Source organism: Thiemannella venezuelensis, from assembly GCF_014203605.1.
In the GTDB taxonomy this organism is placed as follows: domain Bacteria; phylum Actinomycetota; class Actinomycetes; order Streptosporangiales; family Streptosporangiaceae; genus Planomonospora_A; species Planomonospora_A venezuelensis.
In genome coordinates, this window is sequence record NZ_JACHJJ010000003.1 from 353,708 (window position 1) to 380,173 (window position 26,466).

21 protein-coding genes are annotated in these 26,466 nt (G+C 73.3%); 8 read left to right on the top strand and 13 right to left on the bottom strand.

All coding sequences use genetic code 11. The features are described from left to right. Positions 1 to 54: 54 nt before the first annotated feature. From FHS22_RS07225 to FHS22_RS07265, 9 genes are all read right to left on the bottom strand, one after another. The gene (locus FHS22_RS07225) at positions 55 to 498 is read right to left on the bottom strand and encodes a pilus assembly protein TadG-related protein (RefSeq protein ID WP_260407726.1); all 444 of its coding nucleotides are present in this window, start codon (positions 496 to 498) and stop codon (positions 55 to 57) included. Position 499: 1 nt separating this feature from the next. Continuing rightward, the gene (locus tag FHS22_RS07230; RefSeq protein ID WP_184939494.1) at positions 500 to 961 is read right to left on the bottom strand and encodes a TadE/TadG family type IV pilus assembly protein; all 462 of its coding nucleotides are present in this window, start codon (positions 959 to 961) and stop codon (positions 500 to 502) included. After that, positions 952 to 1,371, bottom strand: a complete 420-nt coding sequence (locus FHS22_RS07235) for a TadE/TadG family type IV pilus assembly protein (RefSeq protein WP_184939496.1) — start codon at positions 1,369 to 1,371, stop codon at positions 952 to 954. The genes FHS22_RS07230 and FHS22_RS07235 overlap by 10 nt, the downstream gene beginning before the upstream one ends. Beyond that, positions 1,355 to 1,606 (bottom strand): Flp family type IVb pilin, encoded by a 252-nt coding sequence (locus FHS22_RS07240; RefSeq protein ID WP_184939497.1) that lies wholly within the window; start codon positions 1,604 to 1,606, stop codon positions 1,355 to 1,357. The genes FHS22_RS07235 and FHS22_RS07240 overlap by 17 nt, the downstream gene beginning before the upstream one ends. Before the next feature lie 2 nt (positions 1,607 to 1,608). Next, positions 1,609 to 2,571: a type II secretion system protein gene (locus tag FHS22_RS07245; protein WP_184939499.1), complete on the bottom strand. Its 963-nt coding sequence runs from the start codon at positions 2,569 to 2,571 to the stop codon at positions 1,609 to 1,611. A gap of 48 nt (positions 2,572 to 2,619) precedes the next feature. Then, positions 2,620 to 3,507: a type II secretion system F family protein gene (locus tag FHS22_RS07250; protein ID WP_184939501.1), complete on the bottom strand. Its 888-nt coding sequence runs from the start codon at positions 3,505 to 3,507 to the stop codon at positions 2,620 to 2,622. After that, the gene (locus tag FHS22_RS07255) at positions 3,504 to 4,805 is read right to left on the bottom strand and encodes a TadA family conjugal transfer-associated ATPase (RefSeq protein ID WP_184939502.1); all 1,302 of its coding nucleotides are present in this window, start codon (positions 4,803 to 4,805) and stop codon (positions 3,504 to 3,506) included. The genes FHS22_RS07250 and FHS22_RS07255 overlap by 4 nt, the downstream gene beginning before the upstream one ends. Before the next feature lie 130 nt (positions 4,806 to 4,935). After that, positions 4,936 to 5,760, bottom strand: a complete 825-nt coding sequence (locus FHS22_RS07260) for a CpaE/TadZ family protein (protein ID WP_184939504.1) — start codon at positions 5,758 to 5,760, stop codon at positions 4,936 to 4,938. Between the two features lies 1 nt (position 5,761). Next, positions 5,762 to 6,466 carry a hypothetical protein gene (locus FHS22_RS07265; protein ID WP_260407727.1) on the bottom strand — a complete coding sequence of 235 codons (705 nt, stop codon included), beginning with the start codon at positions 6,464 to 6,466 and terminating at the stop codon, positions 5,762 to 5,764. Positions 6,467 to 6,802: 336 nt separating this feature from the next. On the opposite strand from FHS22_RS07265, the gene FHS22_RS07270 reads away from it, so the two are divergent. Then, complete coding sequence (locus FHS22_RS07270) at positions 6,803 to 7,180, top strand: hypothetical protein (protein ID WP_184939507.1); 378 nt, start codon at positions 6,803 to 6,805, stop codon at positions 7,178 to 7,180. Positions 7,181 to 7,421: 241 nt separating this feature from the next. Next, positions 7,422 to 12,317 (top strand): FtsK/SpoIIIE domain-containing protein, encoded by a 4,896-nt coding sequence (locus FHS22_RS07275; protein WP_184939508.1) that lies wholly within the window; start codon positions 7,422 to 7,424, stop codon positions 12,315 to 12,317. Between the two features lie 67 nt (positions 12,318 to 12,384). On the opposite strand, the gene FHS22_RS07280 is transcribed toward FHS22_RS07275, so the two are convergent. After that, complete coding sequence (locus tag FHS22_RS07280; RefSeq protein WP_184939510.1) at positions 12,385 to 12,654, bottom strand: WXG100 family type VII secretion target; 270 nt, start codon at positions 12,652 to 12,654, stop codon at positions 12,385 to 12,387. Positions 12,655 to 12,813: 159 nt separating this feature from the next. Between FHS22_RS07280 and FHS22_RS07285 the strand changes: the two genes are divergently transcribed. The 3 genes from FHS22_RS07285 (at position 12,814) to FHS22_RS07295 (ending at position 16,948) form a co-directional block, all read left to right on the top strand. Then, positions 12,814 to 13,548, top strand: coding sequence for an SDR family NAD(P)-dependent oxidoreductase (locus FHS22_RS07285; RefSeq protein ID WP_184939512.1), 735 nt, complete (start codon positions 12,814 to 12,816; stop codon positions 13,546 to 13,548). A gap of 111 nt (positions 13,549 to 13,659) precedes the next feature. Next, positions 13,660 to 15,435 carry an acetyl/propionyl/methylcrotonyl-CoA carboxylase subunit alpha gene (locus FHS22_RS07290; RefSeq protein ID WP_184939514.1) on the top strand — a complete coding sequence of 592 codons (1,776 nt, stop codon included), beginning with the start codon at positions 13,660 to 13,662 and terminating at the stop codon, positions 15,433 to 15,435. Between the two features lie 148 nt (positions 15,436 to 15,583). Then, positions 15,584 to 16,948 (top strand): hypothetical protein, encoded by a 1,365-nt coding sequence (locus tag FHS22_RS07295; protein WP_184939515.1) that lies wholly within the window; start codon positions 15,584 to 15,586, stop codon positions 16,946 to 16,948. Positions 16,949 to 17,102: 154 nt separating this feature from the next. Here the strand turns inward: FHS22_RS07295 and FHS22_RS07300 are convergent, their stop codons facing one another. From FHS22_RS07300 to FHS22_RS07310, 3 genes are all read right to left on the bottom strand, one after another. Beyond that, complete coding sequence (locus tag FHS22_RS07300) at positions 17,103 to 18,122, bottom strand: LacI family DNA-binding transcriptional regulator (protein ID WP_184939517.1); 1,020 nt, start codon at positions 18,120 to 18,122, stop codon at positions 17,103 to 17,105. A gap of 46 nt (positions 18,123 to 18,168) precedes the next feature. Further along, a complete protein-coding gene (locus FHS22_RS07305) occupies positions 18,169 to 21,102 on the bottom strand; it encodes a glycoside hydrolase family 3 protein (RefSeq protein WP_184939518.1) in 2,934 nt (977 codons plus the stop codon). Between the two features lie 216 nt (positions 21,103 to 21,318). Further along, positions 21,319 to 22,524, bottom strand: a complete 1,206-nt coding sequence (locus FHS22_RS07310; protein ID WP_184939520.1) for an ROK family transcriptional regulator — start codon at positions 22,522 to 22,524, stop codon at positions 21,319 to 21,321. A 210-nt stretch (positions 22,525 to 22,734) separates the two neighbouring features. On the opposite strand from FHS22_RS07310, the gene FHS22_RS07315 reads away from it, so the two are divergent. Genes FHS22_RS07315 through FHS22_RS07325 form a run of 3 tightly spaced genes read left to right on the top strand, consistent with a single transcriptional unit; the run spans position 22,735 to position 26,385 of the window. After that, a complete protein-coding gene (locus tag FHS22_RS07315; RefSeq protein WP_338047642.1) occupies positions 22,735 to 24,411 on the top strand; it encodes a type 2 periplasmic-binding domain-containing protein in 1,677 nt (558 codons plus the stop codon). A 31-nt stretch (positions 24,412 to 24,442) separates the two neighbouring features. Continuing rightward, the gene (locus FHS22_RS07320) at positions 24,443 to 25,492 is read left to right on the top strand and encodes an ABC transporter permease (RefSeq protein ID WP_260407758.1); all 1,050 of its coding nucleotides are present in this window, start codon (positions 24,443 to 24,445) and stop codon (positions 25,490 to 25,492) included. Next, positions 25,489 to 26,385 (top strand): carbohydrate ABC transporter permease, encoded by an 897-nt coding sequence (locus FHS22_RS07325; protein ID WP_184939524.1) that lies wholly within the window; start codon positions 25,489 to 25,491, stop codon positions 26,383 to 26,385. Before FHS22_RS07320 ends, FHS22_RS07325 begins: the two co-directional genes overlap by 4 nt. The last annotated feature ends 81 nt before the right edge of the window (positions 26,386 to 26,466 follow it).

Sequence of the window (26,466 nt, forward strand, 5' to 3'; positions counted from 1 at the left end):
GTTGCTCGTCCGTCACCCGCTGGGCCAGCGGTTCGCCGCGATCGGTCCGGGTGGTCAGGCCTCCTCCCCGGTGTCCGGCCCGGCGACGGCCGTGGCCTCCATCGCGGAGCCCGGGAACCCGAGCGCCGCGAGGAAGAACGCCTCCCAGCGGACGGAGACGGCGACCTCCACCTCCTCCTCGCGGCGCTCGCATCCGGTGAGCGAGACGTCACCGGCGGCGTGCGCCCCGACGATCTCCTCCGCCTTGCCGCAGGCGGCGCCGCCCTCCAGCAGCCGGACCCGGCCGGTCTCGCGCAGGTGCTCCACGTCGATCTGGTCCGCGGCGGCCCGGGCCGACTGCTCGGCGATGTCGGCGGCCCGCAGCCGGGCGTTGATCGCGGCCCCGCCGTCCACCAGGAGTCCCGCCAGCAGGAAGACCACCACCGAGAAGAGCACGGTGAAGACCGACATCGACCCCCGGTCGGGGGCCGCCGCGGGGCGGGGGCTCGGGGAACGCATGTCAGTCGACCCTCCGGAACTGCTCAAGCGGGACCACCGAGTCGCCCCTGATCTCCTTCACCGCGCCGAACCCGAGGAAGCCCAGGTCCAGGGAGCAGGTCACCTCGACCCTGACCTGGCCGCCCTCCCGCCAGTCCGTACCGGAGAGGCTGACCTGCGGCTCGCACCCGCCCGACAGGGAGTCACGCGCCGCCTCGGCGGCCGCCGCCTCGGCGTCCGACCGGACGCGCTCGACCGAGGCGGCCCGCGCCGCGTCCCTGGCCGCGCCGTTGACCTCGCCGTGGGCCTCCACGACCCGCCCGGCGCCGACCAGGAAGAGCAGGAACAGCAGGAAGACCGGGGCGAGCAGCACGGTCTCCGCCGAGAGCGACCCTCTCTCGGCCCCGCCCGCGGCTCCCGGCCGGGACCGGGCGCCGCCCGGCCGGGCCGGGCCGGAAGAGGGGACGCGGCGGCCTACTCGCATTCCCCCTCCCCTCCGTCGTCGGGGCGGAAGCACTCGACGGGGCCGCCGGAGCGCGCGGTGACGGTGAACGTGGTGGCCGGGAGCAGCGGGACGACCTGGACCGCGGTGGCCGTGACCTCGACGCCGCGCCTGCCGTCCTCCTCCCAGGCCGTGACGGCGGCCCCGTCCAGGAGCTTCGGGCCGACGGCCCGCAGCACCTCGCCGGCCCGCGACTCGGCGTCCTGCCGCCAGGACTCGGTGTCGAGCCTGGCCAGCCGGGCGCCCTCCCGCGCGGCGGCGTCGGCCACCTGGCGGCCGTGGAACCACAGGGTGAACTGCACGACGAGCAGGACGACGACCAGCACCACCGGTGTGATCATCGCGAGCTCGACGGCGGTGGCGCCCCGCTCCCGGTCACGGTTCCCCGCCACCGCCGTCACCTCCGCCGCCACCGCCGCCTCCGCCGAACTGGTCGGAGATCTCCGTCTGCTTGTCCTGGACCAGGGTTCTGATCAACGTGGCGAGGCCGAGGGCCACGCCGGCGATGATGGCGGTGATGATGACCCACTCGACGGCCGAGGCGCCCCGGGTCGGGGCGTTGCGCGCCCGGTCGATCCGCACGCTCAGCAGGGCGGTCGCGTAGACGATCCACGGATGGTTCAGCATGGTCAGGACCCCAACATCTTCATAGCGGCCGGGAAACTCAGGAAGATCACAAATCCCGCGCAGAGCAGGAGCTGGGCGACGAGCATCGACTGGGACCGCTCTCCCGCCTGCCCCTCCACCTCGGCGAGCTCGCGCCGCCGCAGGGTGGCGGCGCGGGCCGTCAGGGAGGCGCGGACCTTGGCGCCGTCGTCGGCGACCAGGCCGAGCGCGGCGGACAGGTCGCGCAGCTCGTCCACGTCGATCTCGTCGCCGAGCTGGCCGAGCGCCTGCCAGGGGGTGATGCCGACGATCCTGGCGTTGCCGAGCGCCTCGCGGATCCGGGACATCGCCCAGTTGGACCCCTCGTCGTCGGACCCGGCCGTACCCGCCGTGCCCGCCGTACCCGACGTGCCCACGGAGACCGCCATCATCAGCGCCTCCGGCACGCCGCGCCCGCCGGCGAGGTTCATCGCCACCAGGTCGAGGAAGGCCCCGACCGCGTGCCTGAAGTCGCGGCGCATCCGTGCGGCGTCCCGCCTGATCTGCAGGTCGGGCAGGAAGAAGAAGACCGCGGCGAAGCCGAGCGCCGCCCAGAACGGAATCGTCGGCGAGACGCCCCAGCCCATCACCGCCAGCCAGCCGATCAGCAGCGGGAAGGCGAGCAGCCCGGAGACGGCCAGCAGGACCTTGGTCGCCAGGAAGCCCTCGAACGACCTGCCGAGCAGTGCGAGGTCCGCCCGGGCCGAGCGGACCTCCCAGCCCCGGGCCGCGTACAGGCGGGCCATCCGCTCGCCCAGTCCGCGCCGGAAGGCGCTGACCTCCTCGTCCGGCAGGATGAGCTGCGGACGCGGGACCCCGTCGCCCTCCCTGGCCGCGTCCAGGGCCAGCAGCCGTGTCACCAGGCCGGGCCTGGCCGGGAAGACCGCCCGAAGCAGCAGGAACAGCCCCAGTCCGAGCCCGCCTCCGGCGAGCAGCGCCTCGGTCATCGTCCTCCGCCTCCTCCGGGCCGCGCCCCGGCCGTCACGTGCCCCGCCTCAGCCGTCACGGGCCTCGCCTCCCTGGGACGGGCCCAGCAGCCGGGCGGGCTTGTCGAACCGGGCCAGGCGGCGCATCCAGGCGAACCCGGCGCCGAAGAAACCGGCGACCACCACCAGGACGGCCTGGCCGAGGGCGTCGTCGTACTCGGCCACGTAGTCGGGGTTGAACACGACCAGCACCGCCGCGAAGGAGACGGCCGCCCCGACCACGATCTGCACGCTGCGCCGGGTGGAGCGGCGCTCGGCCTCGACGCGGCGGCGCATGTCGAGCTCCTCCCGGGCCGAGACGGCGAGCGCGCCGAGCACGTCGCGCAGGCCGGGGCCGCGCAGCCGCGAGTTGAGGATCAGTGCCGCGACGACCAGGTCCGCCGAGGGGTCGTCGAGCTCGTCGGCGAAGAGCCGGAGCGCGTCGGGCAGCGGCATGCGGGTGTGCAACCGGTCCACCAGCGCGCGCAGATGCGGCCGGAGCATCGGGGAGGCCGCGCGGATCGAGGACGGGATCGCCTGCTCCAGGCCCGAGGCCCCGGCGATGGTGTCGCGGAGCGACTCGGTCCAGGCGGCCAGGCCCTCCAGCCGCCGCATCGCCGTACGCTCCTCGGCCGCACCGCCGGCCAGGCCGCGCCAGCCCAGCGCCAGCAGTACGGCGCCGGCCGCCATGACCGGCCACTGCGTCACCAGCAGCACGAGCACCCCGGCGACCACCCCCACCCCGGACCGGGTGGACAGTGCCCGGAGCACCTCGCGCCGGCCCGCCTTCCGGCCGGGGACGGCGGGGCGGGGGCGCACGCCGTACAGGGCGAGCCCCAGCAGGAACAGGCCGCCGCCGACCGCCGCCCCCGCGAGCAGGACCAGCGGGTCGAGCAGTCCGGGAGGGAGGAAGGTCATGCCCACCCCCCGGGGTCGTAGCCGTGGTGGGCGAGCTCCTCCAGGCAGGACAGGGGGGCGTGCGGCAGGACGCGCCCGTCCGGGGCCATGGCGAAGACCTCGGAGGACAGGACCCTGCCGTCGACTCCGGCCACCTCGCGCACACTCGACACGAAGCGGCGCAGCGTGCCGCCCACCGCGTAGTCGTTGCGCTTCTCGATGAAGACCACGAAGTCGATCGCGCCCGCGATCAGCATGTGGGTCGCCTCGACCGGCAGGCGCTCGCCCGCCTGGAGGGCGTAGGTGGCGATCCGATTGAAGACCTCCATCGAGGAGTTGGCGTGGATCGTGGAGAGCGAGCCGTCGTTGCCCTGGGTCATCGCGTTGAGCATGGTGACGATCTCGTCGCCGAGGACCTCGCCCACGATCACACGGGACGGGTTCATGCGCAGGGAGCGGCGGACCAGCTCGGCCATGGAGATCTCGCCCTGGCCCTCGGAGTTGGGCAGGCGCTGCTCGAAGGCGACCACGTTGGGGTGGAGCTCGGGGAACTGGTCGAGACCGAGCTCCAGGGCCCGCTCCACGGTGATCAGCCGTTCGGACGGCGGGATCTCATTGGCCAGCGCGCGCAGCAGGGTCGTCTTCCCCGCGTTGGTGGAGCCGGCGATCATGATGTTCTTCCTGGCGGCCACGGCGGCCGAGAGGAAGCGGCCCAGCTCGGCGGAGAGCGTGCCGTTGCCCACCAGGTCGCTGAGGAAGACCTTGCCCAGCCGGGACCGGCGGATGGAGACCGCCGGGCGGACCGTGACGTCCATGACCGCCGAGAGCCGGGAGCCGTCCGGCAGGCGCAGGTCGAGCTGGGGGTTGGCGGTGTCGAAGGGCCTGCTGGACAGGCCGCTGTAGGCGGCGAGGACCTGGATCAGCTCGACCAGCTCCTCGTCGGAGTCGGCGACCGGCTCGCGCATGAGCTCCTGGCCGTCGGCGTAGCCGACGAAGACGCGGTCGCAGCCGTTGATGTCGATGTTCTCGACCTCGGGGTCGTCCAGCAGCGGCTGCAGCCGGCCGACGCCGAACAGCGCCGCGTGGATGCCGGCGGCGAGCGCCTCCTCCTCCTCGGCGGTGGGCGGGGTGCGGCCGACCCCGATCTCGCCGCGCGCGAACTCCTCCAGCACCTGCGCGATCAGCGCGCGGGCGAACTGGCGCTCGTCCTCGCCGGTCATCGGGACCAGGCCGGAGGCCTGGTCCAGGCGGCGCTGGTGGGCCAGCCGGTCGCCGACCTCCTGCCGGAACCTCTTCACGAGGGAGTGGTCGATGCTCACGCGGCCTCCTCCGTCGCCCGCGTTCGCAACGCTGCTGCGCCCATGGCTCGCTCGCTCCGCTCACTCACGGCCTCCTCCGCCGCCCGCGTTCGCAACGCTGCTGCGCCCATGGCCCGCTCGCTCCGCTCACTCACGGTCTCGCCTCCGGCGCGGTCACCGTACGGCCCGGCGCGGGGAGGTCCCGGCGGCCGGGGGCGACCTGGGCGGCCAGGCGGCCGGGGGCGACCTGGGCGGCCAGGCGGCCGGCGAGCTCGCGGGCGGTGCGGATCAGCAGCGAGCGGTCCAGCCGCCCGCCCCACTGGCCGCGCAGCAGCTCGGCGCCCCTCGGGTCGTGCGCGAGCCCGGCCACGAACGCGACCTGCCGGCCGGTGGCGGCGACGATCCGGCGGACCTCGTCGATCGTGCCGCGGTACTGGCGGGGGTCGGAGATGACCACCACCGCGACCCGCGGCCCGGCGGGCATCACCTGGAGCCGCTCGCGCAGGTGGGCGACGTGATCCAGGCTCGCCCTGGTGAACAGGACCGTCAGCTCCGCCTCCGCGACCAGCTCGCCCAGTGCCGGGTGGCCGCCCAGGCGCCCGCAGTCGGCCAGCACGTCGGCGTGGGGCAGCGCGGCCAGCGTCCGGCCGAGGGGGCCCCAGAGCCAGGTCAGCCCGGCGGCCTGCTCCCCGTGGGTGAGCCCGGCCAGCACGTCCAGCCCGCCGACGATCTTCTGGGTGTGCTCGTGGACCAGCGCCGGGCTCAGCCCCCGGCGGGCCGTCGCCCCGAGGGTGAGCAGGCCCTTGCCGGGGTTGAGCACACCCCCGTCGGCGGCGGGGAGCCGGTAGGCGAGGTCGCCCCCGGCGGGGTCGCACTCCGCCAGCAGGACCGGGCGCGGCCAGATCGCGCCGAGCGCCGTGGCCGCCGTGGTCACGCCGGGCGCGCCCTTGTCGGCGGCCAGCACGATGAGCGCCACCTCAGCGCGCTCCCGGCAGCTCGGTCAGCGCGATCTCGCCGTTGGAGGCGTAGGCGGCGACCGTCGGCGCGATCGAGCTGTCCACGAGAACCGTGACCTGGCCGGACGATCCGGTACGGCCGCCGCCCCCGACCCGGTCGACCTGCGCGTTCTCCGCCAGCACCCGGCCCTGGTCCCCGGCGCTCCGGCCCGGTACGTGGATGACCTGGACCCGGTCTCCCACCTCCAGGGTCCCCGGCGTCTGGCCGGGTTTGAGCGACAGGCCCACCTGCGCCTTGCCGGAGTTCATCCTGTCGGAGGAGACGATCATGCCCTCGATCAGCAGGGTGCCCGGCAGCAGGGTGACCATGGCGTAGTGGTCGTTGTCCTTGTCGGTGAGGCTCCGGTGCTGGGAGAAGGGGACGTAGTCGATGCCGGTGTCGGCGATCTGCACCTCGCGCACCGCCTCCGGGGGGACCTTCTGGCCGGAGCCGACCTGCCGGACGATCTGGATCGCGGAGACCCGGTCGCCGCTGCGCAGGACCAGCAGGGTGGTGGTGAGGGCTCCGCCCAGGATGAGCAGGAGGGCGAGCGCGGCGAGCGCGGGCTTCCGCTCGCGGGGGGAGACGGGGAGTTTGCGTGAGGCCGGTCCCGACAGGGTGCTCGCCGGACCCGGCCGCTCGGCGTTGACCGGGACACGGCCCGTTGGCTTCTCGCTGGTCCTCATGGGCGGGGGCTCTCCCAGAGTGATCATATTTTGGGGATTACGGACGAATTTACGCCATTATGTGCACCCTGCCGACTGGATGCCGGAGAAAAGCGAGGTCCAATGCTCGTTTGGTAGCAACACATCTGTCAATGCCGATCTACCGAGAGCTTACGGTTCGGGTAGGTGACACATGACTTATCTGGGTGATAAGGACAGAAATAAACTTCCGCACCAACCGTCACATCGTTTTCAGATGCCATTCATGGTTTCCGGCGCCCCTTCTTCACCCCCCGACGGGCGAACATCCGCGGCACTTCACCCTGAACCCGTTCAAAATGTGCCATCCTTGATCTCATGGCCATGTGGTTCAGACCTCCCGCGGCGGACCCGGAGGAGCGCGCTTCGCAAGAGCGCGGCCCGCAGGAGCGCCGCCCGGAAGAACCCCGTCCCGGACGATCCCGCCCCGAAGCCCGCGGCCCCGAAGAATGCGGCCCGCGAGGACGGCGCGCCCGGTTCTTCCGCGCGGCCGTCGAACGCCTGCGCCGCCGGGGCGCCGAGCGCCTCGCCGCCGCCCCGGCCACCGAGAGGGTCGTCGAGGGCCTGCACCGGGCGGCGACGGGGCTGGCCGAGGCCACCTCCGAGGTGAGCGCCTACGCGGGACTCCTGGAGGAGAAGACCGGCGAGCTGCGGGCGAGAACCCGGAGGCTGCGGGGATCCGCGGACTCCGGCTGAGTTTTCCACAGGTTCTCCGGATAATCCCCAGCCGCCCAGAAGAACGGCAATCACCGTATATCCCTGCGTAAGTCGGCATAACAGGCCAAGGCGGGAAGGCGGTTATCCACAGGCATACCCGTTTTCCACATGCCGCCCCGGATCGGCCCCGGTCCCCCGCCTTTGCCGCGAACATCTCTTCCCAGGCGGCCTCAGGTCGCTACGTTGGATCAGGGTGCCCGACCCCCCGAGGAGAGCGGCGATGCGGATCATGCTCACCGTGCTCAGCGAGCACGCCGACCGCGATGTCATGGTCGAGGGAGACGAGACGACCACGGTGGCGCGCCTGGCGGAGGCGCTCGCAGGGCAGGGCGAGCGGCCGAGCAACGTGGTGCGGCTGACCCGCAGCAAGGCCCCCTACGGCCTGGGCGAGACCGCCGGGACCCCGCCTCTCTGGCGGGACGGGCGCGAGCTCCCCCCCGGCGCACCGGTGCTCGGCCTCCTGCGCGACGGCGACCTGGTGACCCTGGACCGCCGCCTGGCCGCCGCGACGCTCGCCGAGGAGCCCGGGGGCATCGTGGAGGTCCGGGTGGTCGGCGGCCCCGCCGCCGGGTCGGTGCACCGGCTCAGCCTCGGCGTCCACGTCGTCGGCTCCGGCCCCGCGTGCACGGTGGCGCTCCACGACCCCCTCCTTCCGGCCGAGGCCGCCGTTGTCCGGCTCACTCCCGACGCCATCACCGTCGAGCCCGCGGCGGTCTCCGTACCGGCCGTGGGCCGGCTGGGGCCGGAGAAGAAGGGGCCCACGGGGCCGGACCGACCCGGGCCCGTGGGCGAGGCCGCGCCCGAGCTGGACGGCGAGCCGCTGGAGGCCGCCGTGGACTGGCCCGAGCACGCCCTGCTGACCTGCGGGTCCTCGGTGCTGACGTTGCGGGCGGTGGAGCCGCCGGACGCCCATCTGGACGCCCAGCCCGACGGCGGGCTCTCCTACAACCGGCCGCCGCGGCTCCGGCCGCCGGAGAGCCGCCGGCGGCTCGAGGTCCCGGCCGAGCCGGTCCGGGCCGAGACCATGCGGCTGCAGTTGCTGGCCGCGCTCCTGCCCGCAGGGGTCGGGCTGGCCCTGGCCTGGTTCCTCCAGACGTGGTACTTCCTGTTGTTCGCGCTGATGAGCCCCTTGATCATGTTCGGCCAGTGGTGGGGCGACCGCCGGCACGGCCGCAAGCGCCACCGCCTGCTGCTGAAGGAGTACCGCGAACGCATGGCGGCCTTCGACACCGCCCTGGAGCGGGCCCGCACCGCCGACGAGGCCGCGCGCCGGGCCGCCGCGCCCGACCCCGCCGAGGTCCTGCTCACCGCGACGGGCCCCCGGCGGCGGCTCTGGGAGCGCCGCGACCACGACCCCGACGCCCTCCGCCTCCGCGTCGGCCTCGCCGACCTCCCCGCCGGCCTGGAGCTCGTCCCCGAGCGCGGCGCCCCGGCGAACGCCCCGCTGCCCGAGCCGCCGGTCTGCCGGGCGGTGCCGGTGGCGCTGGCGATGCGGCGGCTCGGGGTGGCCGGCCTGACCGGCCCCCGGCAGAGCACCGCGGGCCTGGCCCGCTGGCTGGTCGGCCAGGCCGCCGCCCTGCACAGCCCGCGGGACCTGGCGATCGTGGTGCTGTCCGCGCACGGTGACGGCGCGGAGCGCTGGAACTGGGTCCGCTGGCTGCCGCACTGCGCCCCGCACGGCGGCGAGGACTGCGTGGCGCTGGTCGGCGCCGACCCGGAGGCCGCGGCCCGCCGGGTCGCCGAGCTGACGGCCCTGATCGGGGAGCGCCTGGGCGAGGACGGTTCCCCGCCCGGCGCGGGGCGCGCCCCCGCCGGCTGGGGCGACCTGGGCGGCGCGGTCGGCTGGGACGGCCCGGCCCCCGGGGGCGCCGCCGGGGAGTTCACCCCCCTCTACGACGAGCGCCCCCACGACGTGCTGGTGGTCCTGGACGGCGCCCAGGTCCTGCGCGCGCTGCCCGGCATGCCCCAGGTCCTGCGTCAGGGGCCCCGCGCGGGGGTCTACACCCTGGCGCTGGACGACGACCAGCGGCTGCTTCCGGAGGAGTGCGCCACCGTCGTCCAGGTCTCCGCGGACGGCCGGCTGCGGCTGCGCGGCGGCGGGCTGGACGGCCTGGGCGAGATCCTGGCCGACCAGGTCACGACCTCCTGGTCCGACCGGCTGGCCCGTTCCCTGGCGCCCATCCGCGATGTCAGCCGCGACGATCCGGGCCTCGCGCTGCCCGGCTCCGCCCGGCTGCTCGACCTGCTCGGGCTCCCTCCCGGGTCGGGCGCGGTCTCGGGCACGGCCCTGGCCGCGCGGTGGGGCCGGTCCACCGCGGCCGTGATCGGGGCCGGGCCCGACGGGCCGTTCTCCGTCGACCTGCGCGCCGACGGACCGCACGCGCTCATCGCGGGCACCACCGGCGCGGGCAAGTCCGAGCTGCTGCAGACGCTGATCTGCTCCCTCGCGGTGGCCAACCGGCCGGACGAGATGACGTTCGTGCTGATCGACTACAAGGGCGGGGCGGCCTTCAAGGAGTGCGTACGGCTCCCGCACACGGTCGGGATGGTCAGCGACCTGGACGGCCACCTCACCCGGCGGGCCCTGGCCTCCCTGGCCGCCGAGATCCGGCGCCGGGAGCGGCTGCTGCTGGCGGCCGGGGCCAAGGACGTCGAGGACTACCACGCCCTGCGCGACGCCCAGCGGGCCCGCGCCTCCAGGGACCTGCTGGTCGCGGGAGGCCAGGCGCGGGTCGCACCGCTGCGGGGGCGGGGCGCGGAGCCGGCGCCGCTGCCCCGGCTGGTGCTGGTGATCGACGAGTTCGCGGCGATGGTCAGCGAGCTGCCCGACTTCATGACCGGCCTGGTGGACATCGCCCGCCGGGGCCGCTCGCTGGGCATCCACCTGATCCTGGCCACCCAGCGGCCCGGCGGCGTGGTCACGGCCGACATCCAGGCCAACACGTCGCTGCGGATCGCGCTGCGGGTCACCGAGACCTCGGAGTCCACCGACGTCATCGGCCGGCCGGACGCCGCCCACATCCCCAAGTCCACTCCCGGCCGGTGCTATGTGAAGTCGGGAGCGGGCGCGGCGACGGCCGTGCAGGCCGCGCGGATCGGCGGGCGGAGCCCGGCGGGGCAGCCGGCCGGCAGGCAGGCGGGGCCGCCCGGCGGCCGGGGCGAGACCAGGGCGCGGGTGACCGAGGTCGGCTGGCGGGCCCTGGGGCACCCGGTGACCGCGCCGGAGCCGGGGATGGACGGCTCTCCCGTCACCGACCTGTCCCTGCTCGCCGACGCCCTGGCCGAGGCGGCCCGCGCCGCCGGGATCCCCGCCCAGCCCAGCCCCTGGCTCGACCCGCTCCCCGACCTCGTGGTCGCCCCCGGCCTCCCGCTCTCCTCGCGGGGAGGCCCCGCCGGTCCGGCGCCGGAGCGGGCGGACCGGTCCCCGGGCGGGAACGGTGCGGCTCCCCGCACGGCGGGGAACGGTGCGGCTCCCCGCACGGCGGGGAGCCGGGAGGTGCCGCCGCTGGTGTTCGGGGTGACCGACCTGCCGTGGGCGCAGGACCGGCGGGCGCTGGCGCTGGATCTGGCGCGCGGCGGGCACCTGCTGCTGGCCGGGACCGCGCGGACCGGGCGCTCCACCGCGCTGCGCACCCTGGCGGGGGCGATCGCGGCGGGCGCGTCCCCCGAGGACGTGCACCTGCACGCGATCGACTGCGGGTCGGGGGCGCTGCTTCCCCTGATGGCGATGCCCCACTGCGGCGCCGTCGTCACCCGCGACCAGCTCGACCGGGTGGAGCGCCTGCTGGCCCGCCTCCGGGCCGAGGTGGGACGGCGCCAGCAGCTGCTGGCCGAGGCCGGATACGCCTCCCTGGCCGAGTTGCGCGCCTCGGACGCCCCGCGGGCCTCGGACCCCCCCGGAGTCCCGGGCAGTCCGGCCGCCTCCGGGACCGGGGCCGCGGGAACCCCGGAGGCGGAGCCGCGGCCGCCGTGGCTGGTGCTGATGCTCGACCGGTGGGAGGGGTTCGTCTCCGCGTTCGAGGGCTACGACTACGGGCGGCTGATCGACTCGATGATGCAGCTCCTGCGGGAAGGCCCGGCGGTCGGGCTCCGCGCCGTGGTGACCGGCGACCGCTCCGCGCTGCTCGGGCAGATCTCCACGGTCTTCGACGACCGGCTGATCCTGCGCCTGGCCGACCCGGCCGACTACGGGCTGGCGGGGATCCCCGCCAAGGAGCTGCCCGCCGTCCTCGTCCCCGGGCGGGCGCTCTCCCTCGGGGAGAACGGCCTGACCGAGAACCAGATCGCCCTGCTCGACGACGACCCCGCGGGCCCCGCCCAGGTCGCGGCGCTGCAGTCCCTGGCCCGTACGGTGCCCGCCCGCTTCCCCGGCACCGGCTCGGTCCCGGTGGGCGAGGAGGCCGCCGGATGGATCTGGGCCGGGGAGCCTCCGCTCCGGGTGGACGCGCTGCCGATGCGGATCACCGCGGCCCAGACCATGGACCTGGCGCCGTCGTTCGAGCCGCCCTCGCCGCTGTGGGCGCTGCTCGGCGCCGGAGGTGACGCGCTGGCCCCGCTCGGCGTCGACCTGCTCGCCCAGGGCCCCGGCGCGGTCGTCGCGGGACCGCCCCGGTCGGGCCGGTCCTCGGCCCTGCTGACCGCCGCCCACTCCCTGCTCGCCCGGGGGACCCCGGTCGCCCTGGTCACCCCGCGGCGCAGCCCGCTCTGCACGCTGGTCGACGAGCCCGGGGTGCTGGCCGTGCTGGACGCGGGCGGCGACCTGGACGAGGCCCTCGCGGGGCAGGAGCGCTATGTCGTGATCGTCGACGACGCCGAACTGGTCTCCGCCGACTCCCCGCTCGGCACGGCGCTGGAACGGGTGCTGCGGACCGGCCGCGACGGCGAGCACGGCCTCATCATCGGCGGCGCCACCGGCGACCTGACCACCGCCTACCGGGGGTTCGTCGCCGAGAGCCGAAAATCCCGCACCGGCCTCCTGCTGTCGGTGCAGAGCCCCGCCGACGGCGACCTGTTCACCGTACGGCTGCCGCGCGGGGCGGTCGGCGGCCCTCCGGGCCGCGGTCTCCTGATCACCCTGGGCAAGGTCACCCCGGTCCAGGCCGCCCTACCCGGGTGACCGTCTCCGGGCAGCCGTCATGGCGCCGTTCCGCGTCTCATCGCGGAACGGCGCCATGACGACCGGGTCAGTTCGTGGCCGACTCGATGTTGCTGCTGTAGGTGTTGATGACCCGCGACGCCTCGTGGAGCTCTTTGGCCATGTTCTGGAAGGCGGTGCGGTAGGTCTGCCACGCCTCCCCGAACCGCACGGCCCCCGGGCCGGTCCAGGCGGTTCCGATCTTGGCTGCCTCGGCGTTCAGCGCGGCGACGATTTCCTCCACCTCCACGGCCCGCCGGTCGAACTGCGAGGCCATCTGCCGCATTTCCACCGGGTTGCCGCCGAGCAAGTTACTCATGCCGTCTCCTTCGGGGGATCGGTGTCAGAGGGGTCACCAAACGAACTCACGGTACGCGCATGGTTCACTCGCTATCAGCGTTATACCTATCGGCTATGGTCTCCGCTAGATATCGTGGATTTTTTTATCGGCTTATCTGTATATGAAGGGTTAACGGCAATGCGCGAGATCGTGGTGACCGGCGGCGGCACCGGAATCGGCTACGCCGTCGCGGCGGCGTTCGTCGCCGAGGGGGACCGGGTCACCATCACCGGCCGGAGAGAGCACGTGCTCAAGGAGGCGGCCGACCGGCTGGGCGGCCCGGACCGGGTGGGTTGCGCGGCGTTCAACGCGGCCAACCCGGTCGCCGTGGGCGAGGCGCTGGGCAGGCTGCCCGCCCGGGTGGACGTGCTGGTCAACAACGCGGGCGGCAACACCAACCTGGACCGCACGGCCGCCGACGACGATCTCATGGACGTGGCCGAGAGCTGGTGGGCCAATCTCAACGCCAATCTGATGTCGGCCGTGCTGGTCACGGCCGCACTGGTCCCCCGGCTGGCCGACCACGGCAGGATCGTGACCATCGGCTCGATCGCCGCGCGCGGCACGGGCTCGGGCTCGTACGGCGCCGCCAAGGCGGCCGTGGAGGCCTGGACCGCCGATCTGGCGGCCGAGCTGGGCCCGCGCGGGATCACCGCCAACGTGGTCTCCCCCGGCCTGGTCGTGGACACCGAGTTCTTCCGGGGCCGCCTCACCGAGGAAGGTGTGCGGCGCCGGGTGGAGGGCACCAGGAACGGGCGTGCCGGCACGCCCGAGGACGTGGCGCAGACGGTGAGGTTCGTCGCCTCCCCGCAGGCGCGGCACCTCACGGGGCAGGTCGTCCACGTCAACGGCGGCGCCTACCTCGGCAGGTAGTCCCGCGTCTCAGTTCCTGAGACCCCCGCGGGAACCGGCGATCAGAAGGCGCTTACACTCCGTTGGAGGCCCGCCAGCCCCCTGTTCGCCGTACTGAAGGGATCCACGTCGGTGCAGAAGGTCCTGATCGCCAACCGTGGTGAGATCGCCGTGCGGATCGCCCGCGCATGCAAGGACGCCGGGCTGGCCAGCGTCGCCGTCTACTCCGACCAGGACCTGGACGCCCTGCACGTCCGCGTCGCCGACGAGGCCCACGCCCTGGCCGGGCAGAGCCCCGCCGAGACCTACCTCGACATCGCCAAACTCCTGGCCGCGGCCGCCGCCTCCGGAGCCGACGCGGTCCACCCCGGCTACGGCTTCCTCGCCGAGAACGCCGCCTTCGCCCAGGCCGTGATCGACGCGGGCCTGACCTGGATCGGCCCCCCGCCGAACGCCATCACCGCGCTCGGCGACAAGGTCCAGGCTCGCCACATCGCGCAGAAGGTCGGCGCGCCGCTGGTCGCCGGCACCAAGGATCCGGTCACGGGCGCAGAGGAGGTCGTCGCCTTCGCCGCCGAGCACGGCCTGCCCATCGCGATCAAGGCGGCCTACGGCGGCGGCGGACGCGGCCTCAAGGTCGCCCGCACCATGCAGGAGATCCCCGACCTGTACGAATCGGCCGTGCGCGAGGCCGTCACCGCCTTCGGCCGGGGCGAGTGCTTCGTCGAGCGCTACCTGGACCGGCCCCGGCACGTGGAGACCCAGTGCCTGGCCGACGCCCACGGCACCGTGGTCGTGGTCTCCACCCGCGACTGCTCCCTGCAGCGCCGCCACCAGAAACTGGTCGAGGAGGCCCCCGCCCCGTTCCTGTCCCCGGCCCAGCTGGAACTGCTCTACAGCAGCTCCAAGGCGATCCTCAAGGAGGCCGGCTACGTCGGCGCGGGCACCTGCGAGTTCCTCGTCGGCCAGGACGGCACGATCTCCTTCCTGGAGGTCAACACCCGGCTGCAGGTCGAGCACCCGGTCACCGAGGAGGTCGCCGGGATCGACCTGGTCCGCGAGATGTTCCGGATCGCCGCCGGCGAGGAGCTCGGCTACGGCGACCCGGCGCTGCGCGGCCACTCCATCGAGTTCCGGATCAACGCCGAGGACGCCGGCCGCGGCTTCCTGCCCGCACCCGGGACCATCACCCGCATGACCACGCCCTCGGGGCCGGGCGTGCGGCTGGACGCCGGGTACGAGGCCGGGATGACCGTGCCGCAGGCGTTCGACTCGCTGGTGGCCAAGCTCGTGGTGACCGGCGCCACCCGCCGGCAGGCCCTGCAGCGTGCCCGCCGGGCGCTGGCCGAGTTCGAGATCGACGGCATGCCGACCGTGCTGCCCTTCCACCGGGCGGTCGTCGCCGACCCGGCCTTCGCCCCGGACGGGGAGAACGAGCCGTTCTCCGTGCACACGCGGTGGATCGAGACCGAGTTCGACAACACGATCGCGCCCTACGACGGGCAGGCGGGCCCGGAGCAGGAGCCCGCCGAGCGCGAGCGGGTCGTGGTCGAGGTGGGCGGCAAACGGCTGGAGGTCGTGCTCCCGGCCGGTCTCGCCGCCGGTCCGGGCGCCGCGGGCGCGGGCCGTACCTCCCAGTCGGCGGCCGTCCGGCGGCGCGGCGGGACGGCGAAGAAGGCGGTGGCGAGCGGGGACGCGCTGGTCAGCCCGATGCAGGGGACGATCGTGAAGGTCGTCGCCGCCGACGGGGACACCGTCGCGGCCGGGGACGTGGTGGTCGTGCTGGAGGCGATGAAGATGGAGCAGCCGCTGACCGCGCACAAGGCGGGCACGGTGACCGGGCTGGCGGCGGCCGTGGGGCAGAGCGTCACCTCGGGCGCCGTGATCTGCGACATCAAGGACGCCTGATTTATGCCGTAAGTGGAGCATTTCATGGAATGTTCCTCCACGATGACCCAGCTCGGCAGCAGATGAGGAGTGAAGGGGATACGGTCGGATAGTAGGGAACTCTGATGTCCACTCATTCGTCCTAAAAGGACGAAGGAGGCTATCTGCCGTGACTTCCACCCAAACCATGCCAGGTCGTCTCGGTGCCGCGGTCATCGCGATGCTCGCCGGGGTGCTGGCCGTCTTGATGATCACGCCTGCCGCCCACGCCGCGGCCCCCGATCCCGCCACGATCGCCTCACAGTTGGAGAGCGGCGGCCGTTTCTACCAGGATCCGGCCGCCGATGTGCCCGCCGCCTCGCTGGACGCCATGCGCTCGGCGGTCCAGAAGACGTCCAACGTCTACGTCGTGGTGCTTCCCAGCCAGTCGATCAAGAACGAGTCGGAGGCCAAGACCTTCCTCAAGGGGCTGAACCGCGAGATCGGCGGTGAGGACGTCGTCGCGGTGGCCAACGGAACCCAGTTGCTCTACAGCACCGACGTCCCCGGCCTGAACCTGGACCGGGTCTTCCAGCAGGCCAGACAGGAGTCGAGCGGCGCGACCGAGGGTGTCGTCAACTTCGTGCGGCTGGCCGACGCCGCCGTCGAGAACCCCGGCGGCGCGGCGGCCCCCGAGTCCGGCTCCTCGGGCGGCTCCGGTCTCGGCGTGCTGGTCGGCATCCTCGTGCTGGCCCTGGCCGGCGGCGGGGGCCTGTTCCTCTACTCCCGCAAGAAGAAGAAGGAGCGCGAGGCCCGCGAGGCCGCCGAGCTGGCCGCGGTCAAGCAGACCGTGGACGAGGACGTCACCAAGTTCGGCGAGGAGATCACCGCGCTGGACACCGACGTCAAGCTGCTGGCCGACGGCGGCGACCACCAGGAGGACTGGACCCGCGCCCTCGACTCCTACGAGCGCGCCAAGACCGAGCTCGCGGCGGTCAAGCACCCCGACGGGCTGCGCGGTGTGACCACCGCGCTGGAGGAGGGCCGCTACGCCCTCGCCTGCGTGAAGGCGCGCGTCAACCACGAACCGCTCCCCGAGCGGCGCTCGCCCTGCTTCTTCAACCCGCAGCACGGCCCCTCGGTCCGCGACGTGCGCTGGGCCCCGCCCGGCGGCGCGCCGCGCGACGTCCCGGCCTGCGCGGCCGACGCCGAGGCGGTCGAGCGCGGCTTCGAGCCGCAGACGCGCCAGGTCATGGTCAACGGCGGCTACCGCCCCTACTACGAGGCGGGCCCGGCCTACCAGCCCTACGCCTACGGCTACTACGGCGGCTTCGGCGACGTCATGACCGGCATGCTCGTCGGCACGATGCTCGGCGGCATGATGGGCGGCTGGGGCATGGGCGGCTACGGCATGGGCTACGGCGCCGGCTACCAGGAGGGCGCCTCCGACGCCGGCGGCGACGCGGGCATGGGCGGCGGCGACTTCGGCGGCGGCTGGGGCGACTTCGGCGGCGGTGACTTCGGGGGCGGCGACTTCGGCGGCGGAGACTGGTAGCGGCTGCGACCGGTCGCGACGGGGGTCGCGGCCCGGGACCGGGCGGCGGGCGCGTTCCCTCCGGGGAGCGCGCCCGACCCGTCTCCGCCTCGCGCGCCCGACCCGTCTCCGCCTCGCGCGCCCGACCCGTCTCCGCCCCGGACGGTCGCGTCTGTCAGTCCCGGTCGGCCGCGGTGCTGTCGCGGACGGTCAGCCGGGGCTCCAGGAGCGTGCCCTCCGGCACGGCGTGGCCTTCGAGCTTGTCCATCAGCAGCCGTACGGCCTGGCGGGCGACCTCCTCGGCCGGGATGAGCACCGAGGTGAGCGCCGGGCTGGAGCGTTCCGCGATGTCGTCGGGGCAGATCGCGACCACGGCGACGTCCTGCGGCACCCTCCTGCCGTGCTGGCGCAGCGCCCCCAGCACGTGGTTGACCGCGGCCTCGTTGTGCACGACCAGCCCCGTCAGGCCCGGCCGCGCGGCGAGCAGCTCCCCCACGGCCGCCGCCACCTGCTCGAAGGTCTCCTCGCAGGGCAGCGCGACCCCGGTCAGGCCGTGCCGGGCCACCGCCTCGGTGAAGCCCTCCCTGGTCCGGCGGGCGAACCCGGTGCCCCGCTCGTAGACCACGGCGGGGGCGCCGAGCAGCGCCACCTCCCGGTGGCCGCGCTCGGCCAGGTGCTCCACGCAGAGCGCTCCGGCCCGGGCGAAGTCGAGGTCCACGCAGGTCAGCCCGGCCGTGTCGGCGGGGAAGCCGATGAGCACGCTCGGCTCGGCCAGCTCGCGCAGCAGCGGGACCCGGGAATCGTGGAGCTCCACGTCCATGAGGACCAGCCCGTCCACCAGCGCGCTGGCGGCGGCCCTGCGGATCCCGTCGGGCCCCTCGTCGGCGGTGAGCAGCAGCACGTCGTGGTCGTACTGCCGGGCGGCGGTGACCACGGAGGTGGCGAACTGCATCAGCACCGGGACGTGCATCCCGGCCCGGAGCGGCAGCACCAGCGCGATCACGTTCGCCCGCCGGCTGGCCAGCGCCCTGGCCCCGGCGTTGGGGTGGTAGCCCAGCTTGCGCACGCTGTCGAGCACCCGCCGCCGGGTGTCGGCGGAGATCGCCCGTTTCCCGCTGAGCACGTACGAGACCGTGCTCACCGCCACCCCGGCGTGCCGGGCGACCTCGGTGATCGTCACGGCCCGGCCACTCATGCCCTCTCCTTACCCGGGAACCCGCGGTCCGCTCCGGCGGGCGCGCTCATGCGCCCTCCGCGGCCCCGGCGGCCCCGGCGGGCTCGAAGGCGAGGCGGGAGACGGTGATCCCGGCGTTCTCGAACACCAGATAAAGATCGTGGACGCCCCGGGCCTCCGCAAGCACGGCGCGGACACGGTCGAGGTCGTACCGGCCGGCGCGGGGGACGGGGAGGGTCGCGGCGGCCGGGCCGTACAGGGGGTCGTCCAGCCGGAGGGTGAGCACGCCGCCCTCGGTGCTGGTGGCCTCGACCGCGCAGGCGGCCGCTCCGGCGCCGAAGTCGACCTCGCGGAAGAGGATCCACGCGCCCTCGGCGTCCGACCGCACGGCGTCGCCGGAGGGCTTGGAGGCGTCCACCAGCGTCACCGCGTCGTACTCGTCGTGACCGGCCGCGGAGACCGGCCCGGCGAGGACGTCACGCGGCGGGATGCGCTCGCCCTCGACGTGGAACGGCGCGCAGAGCCGGATGTCGCGCGCGGAGCGGCCGACCATGGCCTTGTGCGGCGCGTCCTCGACCACGAACCGGTCCCGGGTCACGTCCCAGAAGGCCAGCTCGCGGGCGTCCAGGGTCCAGGTGACGGTACGGCTCTCGCCGGGCGCCAGCCGTACCTTGGCGAACCCGCGCAGGCGGCGCAGGGGCTGCTTGACCCGGGAGCGCCGCTGGTGGGTGTAGAACTGCACGACCTCCGTCCCGGGCCGGGAGCCGGTGTTGGTCACGGTGGCCGAGGCGGTGACCGTGCCACCCTCCCCTGGGCCGCCCTCCACTGGGCCGCCCTCCACTGCGACGGTCAGGTCGGAGTAGTCGAAGGTCGTGTAGGACAGGCCGTGGCCGAAGGGGTACAGCGGGGCGCCCCGGTAGTACTGGTAGGTGGCGTCGGCGGCGATGATGTCGTAGTCGAGCAGGTCGGGCAGCTCGCACGCCGAGCGGTACCACGTCTGGGTGAGGCGGCCCTCGGGATCGGCGTCGCCGAAGAGCACCTCGGCCAGGGCGTGGCCGTACTCCTGCCCGCCGTGCGAGGACCAGAGCACCGCGGGCAGGTCCCCGGCCGACCAGGTCACCGGGTAGCCGCTGCTGATGACCATGACGGTCCTCGGGTTGGCCGCGCGCACCGCGGTGACGACGGCCTCCTGCGCCGGGGGCAGCGCGAGGTCGTGGCGGTCCTCGGTCTCGCGCCCGTTGACCAGCGGGTGGTCGCCGACCACGACGACCGCCACGTCCGCGGTCGCGGCCAGGGCCGCGGCGGTCTCCGCACCGCTCACGACCACCTCCATGCTCAGCCAGGCCGCCGCGTCCGCGTCGTCCACCAGCCGGAAGACCGCGCCGCCCGGGCCGTCTCCCGCGCTCCCCGCCGCGCCCTCCGAAGGACCCTCCGCGGCGCCGCCCCCGCCGGGGCCCGCCGCCGCGCCGTCCAGCCCGACATAGCGCCCGGTGGAGATGTGCCGCAGCGCGAACGTGCCCCGGGGCCGGTCCTCCAGCCGGAAGGTCTGGCGCACCTCCCAGCCGTTCGGTCCCGGCTGGTCGTTGACCAGCACGCCGTCGTCGCCGACGGACAGGTAGCGCCCGGTGGCCGCGGCGCGCAGGGCGTAGGACCCGCCGCCCCAGTCGAACAGGTCGAACAGGCCCGGCTCCGCACCGGCCCCCAGCGGCCCTCCGCCGGGGTCGGCCACGACGTACCCGCCCGCCTGCCCGTTCGCCTGACCGTTCTCGATGGTCAGCGCGATCCGGTCCACCGCCTCGCAGAACACGGTCTCGCACCTTTCGGCGATCCCGGCGCGGGCGGTGACGGCGTACGGCAGCGTGCCGGAGTACCAGTCCTCCATGAGGGTGTCGCCGAGCTGCCCGATGACCGCGACCCGCCCCACTCCGGAGAGCGGCAGGATGCCGTCGTTCTCCAGGAGCACGATCGAGCGGCGGGCGGCCTCGCGGGCCAGCTCCTGGTGCTCGGGGCAGTTGACGACCGCCTCGGTGATGTCGTCGTACGGCGTGGCGGGGTCGAACTCGCCGAGCCGGAACCGGATGGAGAGCGCGTGCCGCACCGCCGCGTCGACGTCGGCCTCGGTGAGCAGGCCGCGCTCCAGGGCGTCGCGGATGTGGCCGAGCGTCGCCTCGGTGCGCTCGTCGTCCTGGGTGAAGCTGTCCAGCCCGGCCCTGATCGCGTGGGCGTAGGCCTCGGCCGGGTCGTCGTAGTAGGCCTGCAGGCCGGTGAAGTTGCCGGGCGCGTAGGCGTCGCTGACCACGAGCACGTCGTCGGGGGCCCACGTCCGGAGCACCTCGTTGATCAGCGGGCTGAGGTGCGCCGGACGGCCGTTGACCAGGTTGTAGGAGGGCATCACGGCCACCGCCGCGCCCTGCTCCAGCGCGGGCCGGTAGGCGGGCAGCTCGTACTCGTGCAGCACCCGGGGCGGCAGGTTGCTGGAGGTGACGCAGCGGTCGGTCTCGTTGTTGTAGCCGAGGAAGTGCTTGAGGGTCGGCGCCGTCTTCAGAACCGTGGGATCGCTCCCACGAAGACCGGAGGCGTACGCCGTCGCCATGACGCCGGTCAGCCACGGGTCCTCGGAGTAGCCCTCCTCGTTGCGCCCCCAGCGGGGGTCGCGCAGCGGGTTGACCACCGGCGCCCAGACGTTCCGCCCCGCCCCGGCCGGGTCCTTGTGGTGGAAGGCCAGGACCTCGTCGCTCGTCGCCCCGCCCACCCGGCGGACCAGCTCCGGCTCCCAGGTGCTGGCCAGCCCGACCGCCTGCGGGAAGACCGTGGCCGGACCCAGCCAGGCCAGTCCGTGCAGGGCTTCTGTGCCGGTGCGGAACACGCCGACGCCGAGGCGCTCGACCGGGGCCTGGTACTGGTGGAGCAGTCCGACCTTCTCCTCCAGCGTGAGCCTGCCCAGCAGGTCGGCGAGGCGGGCGGGGATCGGGAGCTCCGGATCGCGGAACGGTTCGTTCATGGGGGGACCACCCTCTGGTGAGCGTCGAAGCGCTTCGACAGCGGAGCGAGACGGCGCGCCTCTCGTCGAAGCGCTTCGATAATCGGTCCAGAAAAACTCCGCTCGTTACACGCGGGTTTCGAACGGAGCTTCCCTGAAGGGTGCCCGGCCGTGAGGCTCAGGTCAAGAGAGACCGGAAAAGTCGCCTGTTTCGGGCTTTCCCGGTAATGGCGCGGGTCAGGAGAGGCTGGGCAGCCGGCCGGAGTCGACCGAGTCGAGCACCCGCGCCGCGCCGCCCAGAGCCGCCGCGCCGTACCCCAGGGTGGAGGCCACGACCTGGCAGCCGCCGGCCTCCGGGGCGATGGTGCGCCCGCGCATCTCCTCGGCGACCGCCGGCAGCAGCCACGGCGCGAGCGGCACGTAGTAGCCGCCCAGGATGACCACCTCGGGGTTGAGCAGGTTGGCCAGGACGGAGACGCCCTTGCCCAGGTGGTGGCCGACGGAGGCGAGCAGGTCGAGGGTACGGCGATCGCCCGCGCGGGCCAGCCGTACCACCTCCTCCAGCTCGATCTCGACCTCGGCCGGGGAGAGCGCCGCATGCTGGAGCACCGCGGCGATCCCGGCGACGGCCTCCAGGCAGCCGAGCCGCCCGCACCGGCACTCGGCGCCGAGCGGGTCGAGCTGGATGTGGCCGATCTCGCCGCTGTAGCCCCGCCCGCCCCGGCGCAGCCGCCCGTCCAGGACGACCCCGGCGCCGACCCCGATCTCACCGGTGAGGTAGACCAGGTTGGCCGTCCCGGCGCAGGAGCCGAAGCGGTGCTCGGCCAGGGCCGCGAGGTTGGCGTCGTTGTCGATCTGGACGCCGAACCCCGGATCGCGCAGGGCCTTGGCGAGGTCGCCGGCCAGGTCCGCGTCGCGCCAGCCGAGGTTGGGCGCGATGAGCACCGTGCCGTCCGTGCCGACCAGGCCGGGCACGCCCACGGTCAGGCCGAGGACCTGGCGCTCCTCCTTGGCCATCCGGCCCGCCACCCGGCGCACGAGCGCCGCGACGGCCGCGACGGCCTGGCTGACCGTGCTGGTCGCGCCGGGGAAGGAGCGCCGCCAGGAGAGCAGCCGCTCCCCCGACAGGTCCACCGCGACCGCGGTGACGTAGTCGACGTTGATCTCGACGCCGATCGCGGCGTACGGCGAGCCGTCGAGCACGAGCATCGTGGCCGGCCGGCCGACCCGGTTCTCGGTCAGGCCGGTCTCCCGTACCAGGCGGCGGTCGATGAGGTCGGCGACGAGGCTCGACACGGTCGCCTTGTTGAGCCCGGTGGAGGCCGCGATGTCCGCCCGGGAACACGGCGCGTGCTCCCGCACGAACCTCAGCACCACGGCGAGGTTGGTGGCCCGCACGTCGGCGAAGTCGGCCGGCTGCGGGTTCGTCGTAGATGTGATCAAGGTCAGTCCCGTCCTGATCGGCCCAGGTGATGTCCGCGGACGCCCCCGGCTGGCCCCATCATGCCCCACCCGCCACCGGGCCCGCGATCGCCGGACTCTTGTGGCGGGAGTCGCCCTCGACTAATTTGTTTGGTCGAAAGACGAACTAACTCTATCGCGAGCCGTCCTCGACCGACACCCCCGATCCATGACCTACGAAGGGAACGCGCCGTGAACAACTCCCCTGAGGGCGCGACCACCAGCCGCCGGGGCTTCCTCGGCCTGGTCGGGCTCAGCGCGCTCGCCGTCGCGAGCGGCGGCCTGCTCAGCGCCTGCTCCACCCCGGCCGGCCCCCGGCCCGGCTCCGGCGGCGCCACCGCGGCCGCCCTCGACAAGCTGACCTCGCTGACGCCGGCCCACGTCCCCTACGCGGGCGTCACTCCCGACATCGTCGGGCAGAACGGCGCGCCCGGCGGCTTCACCAAGTATCCCGCGACTCTCGTCGACGCCGTCACCGCCAAACCCGGCAAGGGCGGCCACTACAAGGCGATGACCCCGCTGTGGGGCCCGCTCCCGCCGCCGCTGGGCGACAACTCCTACTTCGAGGCCGTCAACGCCGACCTCGGCGCGACCATCGAGTTCAACATCCTCGACGGCATGACGATCATCGAGAAGATGAACGCGATCATCGCCGGCGGCGACGTCGTCGACATCACGATGATCCCGAGCTGGACCGTCAACCAGATCCCCCAGTTCGGCGAGGCCGTGAACCAGCTCTTCGAGGACCTCACGCCCTACCTGCAGGGCGAGGCCGCCAAGAAGTACCCGCTGCTGGCCAACATCACCACCGACGCCTGGAAGTGGGGGGTCTTCAACGGCAAGCTGACCGGCATCCCCGGCAGCTACACCTTCCCGATGGGCGTGGTGCTCCTCTACCGCAAGGACCTGTTCGACGCAGGCGGCTGGACCGCCCCCAAGACCGCCGACGAGATGCTCGCGCTGGGCAAGGAGATCAACGACCCCAAGAAGAAGCGCTGGGCGTTCGGCGACATCAAGCTCTCGGCCTACCAGATCTTCCGCGCCCCCAAGGAGTGGATCCTCTCCGGAGGCAAGCTGCTCCACCGGTACGAGACGCCGGAGTTCGAGGCGGCGGTCGACTTCATGCGCAAGCTCTACGAGGGCAAGCTGATCCACCCCGACATCGTCAGCAGCAAGGGCGCCAACGGCAAGGAGCTGTTCAAGTCCGGCCAGGTCCTCATCACCCAGGACGGCTTCGGCGGCTGGAAGGAGATGCTGGAGCAGATGCTCCCCACCAAGCCCGACTTCTGGATCGAGGCGCTGCCGCACTTCGGCCATGACGGGGGCGCCCCCGGTTACCACAAGAGCGAGGAGCCGGGACAGTACACCTTCATCAAGAAGGGCCTGGGCAAGGAGAAGACCGAGGAGATCCTGTCCCTGCTGAACTACCTGGCCGCGCCGTTCGGCACGCAGGAGAACATGCTGTCCGTCTACGGGGTCGAGGGCAAGCACTTCACCAAGAACGAGGCCGGCGCCCCCAAGAAGACCGAGCTCGGCCTCAAGGAGGCCCCGCCGACCTACTTCTTCCTCAGCGGCCGGCCCGACGCGATCACCGAGAGCGAGCTCCCCCGGTACGTGGAGACCGCGGCCACCTGGTACAACGAGGCGGCCAAGCACTGGGCGCCCAACCCGCACGAGGGCATCCGGATCCAGCGGCCCGCCGCGTACGCCGCGCTGGAGCAGCCCACCGAGGACAAGATCCAGGACGTCGTCCGCGGCCGCCGCCCGTTCAGCGAGCTGAAGCAGGTCGTCGACGAGTGGCGCAAGGACGGCGGCGACGAGAGCCGGGAGTTCTACATGAAGGTGCTGCAGGACAACGGCCGTGTCTGAGAACCGCGTCGACAGCGTCCCGGCGGGCGACCTGACCTCGCCCGCCGGGTCCGGGACCGCCGCTCCGCCCGCGCCCCTCACGACGTCCGCGCCACCCGGTCCGGCCGCCCGCCGTACCGGTGGCGGGGCCCGCACCGGCGGCAGGGACCGTACCGGCGGCGGGGCCCGTCCCCATCCGCTGCGGGACCGGCTGCGGCGCGACTGGCAGCTGCTGCTGATGGCCCTGCCCGCGATCGGGCTGCTGGCGGTGTTCCACTACGTCCCGATGCTCGGGAACGTGATCGCCTTCCAGGACTACTCGCCCCATGTCGGGATCGCGGAGAGCCCCTGGATCGGTTTCGCCAACTTCCAGTGGCTGCTCACCGACCAGAGCTTCTGGGACGCCACGCTGAACACCCTCACCATCACGGCGTTCCAGCTGGTGTTCTACTTCCCGATCCCGATCCTGCTGGCGGTCCTGCTCGACAGCGTGCTGAACCCCAGGGTCCGGCTGTTCGTGCAGAGCATCGTCTACATGCCGCACTTCTTCTCCTGGGTGCTGGTCGTCACGCTTTTCCAGCAGATCCTCGGCGGCGCGGGGCTGATCTCCCAGCTGCTGCGCGCCAACGGCTACGACGGCATCGACGTCATGACCAATCCGGACACCTTCCTGCTGCTGGTGACGGCGGAGTCGGTGTGGAAGGACGCCGGCTGGGGGACGATCATCTTCCTGGCGGCGCTGGCGGCGATCAACCAGAACCTCTACGAGGCGGCGGCGGTGGACGGCGCCGGGCGGTGGCGGCGGATCTGGCACATCACCCTGCCCGGGCTGCGCCCGGTCATCATCCTGCTGCTGATCCTCCGCCTCGGCGACGCGCTCAACGTCGGCTTCGAGCAGTTCTTCCTCCAGCGCGACGCGGTGGGCCGGGAGGCCGCCGAGGTGCTGGACACCTTCATCTTCTGGCGCACGCTCGTCACCGGGGAGTGGAGCTACGGCGCCGCGGCCGGCCTGGTCAAGGGCGTGGTCGGCTTGCTCCTGATCCTCGTGGCCAACAAGGTCGCCCACCGGTTCGGCGAACAGGGAATCTACAAGAAATCATGAGTACACGCCCCGCCTGGGAAGAGCGGCCCAGCCTGCCCGGCAGGCTGACCAAGGGCCTGACCCTGTCCGTCATCGCACTCATCGTCCTCTTCCCGATCTACATCGTGATGCTCACCAGCCTGTCGCCCGCCGCGACGGTCAACGAGGCCGGCGGCCTGGTGGTGGTACCCGACGGGTTCTCCCTCGCCGCCTACCGCGAGCTGTTCTCCGGCGGCGTGGTCACCCGGTCCGTGCTGGTGAGCCTCGGCGTCACCGCGGTGGGCACGGCGGTGAGCCTGGTCTGCACGGTGCTCGCGGCCTACGGCCTGTCCCGGCCGGGCTCGGTGTTCCACCGGCCGCTGCTGTTCATGATCCTGCTGACGTTCCTGTTCACGCCGGGCATGATCCCCAGCTACCTGCTGGTCAAGTCGCTCGGTCTGATCGACAGCTACTGGTCGCTGATCCTGCCGGGCGCGATCAGCGCGTTCAACCTCGTGGTGATGCGGGCCTTCTTCATGAACATCCCGGAGGAGGTGCCCGACAGCGCCCGCATCGACGGGGCGAGCGAGTTCCGCATCCTGACCCGGATCGTGCTGCCCATGTCCAAGGGCGTCACCGCGGTCGTCGGCCTGTTCTACGCCGTGGGCTACTGGAACGCCTTCTTCAACGCGATCCTGTACATCAACGACAACGCCAAGTGGCCGCTCCAGCTGGTGATGCGCCAGTACGTCCAGCAGGGCCAGGCGCTCACCCTCAACGGGGCGTCGGACACCGCGTCCGCCGGCGCGCTCCCGCCCAACCTGGCGATCCAGATGGCCATCGTCGTGCTCGCCCTGATCCCGGTGCTGTTCATCTACCCCTTCGTCCAGAAGCACTTCACCAAGGGCGTCATCATCGGCGCCGTCAAGGGCTGACCGCCCGGTCCCGTCCGTCTTCGCGAGGTTCCCGCTCCACGCGATCGGCGACCACGCGAGACGGCGTCCGGGCCAGGCGTC

What these genes read in the sequence shown, in the direction of transcription:
- FHS22_RS07225 (WP_260407726.1), bottom strand. Translation starts at nt 498, where the DNA reads ATGCGTTCCCCGAGCCCCCGCCCCGCGGCGGCCCCCGACCGGGGGTCG.
- FHS22_RS07230 (WP_184939494.1), bottom strand. Translation starts at nt 961, where the DNA reads ATGCGAGTAGGCCGCCGCGTCCCCTCTTCCGGCCCGGCCCGGCCGGGC.
- FHS22_RS07240 (WP_184939497.1), bottom strand. Translation starts at nt 1,606, where the DNA reads ATGCTGAACCATCCGTGGATCGTCTACGCGACCGCCCTGCTGAGCGTG.
- FHS22_RS07245 (WP_184939499.1), bottom strand. Translation starts at nt 2,571, where the DNA reads ATGACCGAGGCGCTGCTCGCCGGAGGCGGGCTCGGACTGGGGCTGTTC.
- FHS22_RS07250 (WP_184939501.1), bottom strand. Translation starts at nt 3,507, where the DNA reads ATGACCTTCCTCCCTCCCGGACTGCTCGACCCGCTGGTCCTGCTCGCG.
- FHS22_RS07265 (WP_260407727.1), bottom strand. Translation starts at nt 6,466, where the DNA reads ATGAGGACCAGCGAGAAGCCAACGGGCCGTGTCCCGGTCAACGCCGAG.
- FHS22_RS07270 (WP_184939507.1), top strand. Translation starts at nt 6,803, where the DNA reads ATGGCCATGTGGTTCAGACCTCCCGCGGCGGACCCGGAGGAGCGCGCT.
- FHS22_RS07275 (WP_184939508.1), top strand. Translation starts at nt 7,422, where the DNA reads ATGCGGATCATGCTCACCGTGCTCAGCGAGCACGCCGACCGCGATGTC.
- FHS22_RS07280 (WP_184939510.1), bottom strand. Translation starts at nt 12,654, where the DNA reads ATGAGTAACTTGCTCGGCGGCAACCCGGTGGAAATGCGGCAGATGGCC.
- FHS22_RS07285 (WP_184939512.1), top strand. Translation starts at nt 12,814, where the DNA reads ATGCGCGAGATCGTGGTGACCGGCGGCGGCACCGGAATCGGCTACGCC.
- FHS22_RS07300 (WP_184939517.1), bottom strand. Translation starts at nt 18,122, where the DNA reads ATGAGTGGCCGGGCCGTGACGATCACCGAGGTCGCCCGGCACGCCGGG.
- FHS22_RS07305 (WP_184939518.1), bottom strand. Translation starts at nt 21,102, where the DNA reads ATGAACGAACCGTTCCGCGATCCGGAGCTCCCGATCCCCGCCCGCCTC.
- FHS22_RS07325 (WP_184939524.1), top strand. Translation starts at nt 25,489, where the DNA reads ATGAGTACACGCCCCGCCTGGGAAGAGCGGCCCAGCCTGCCCGGCAGG.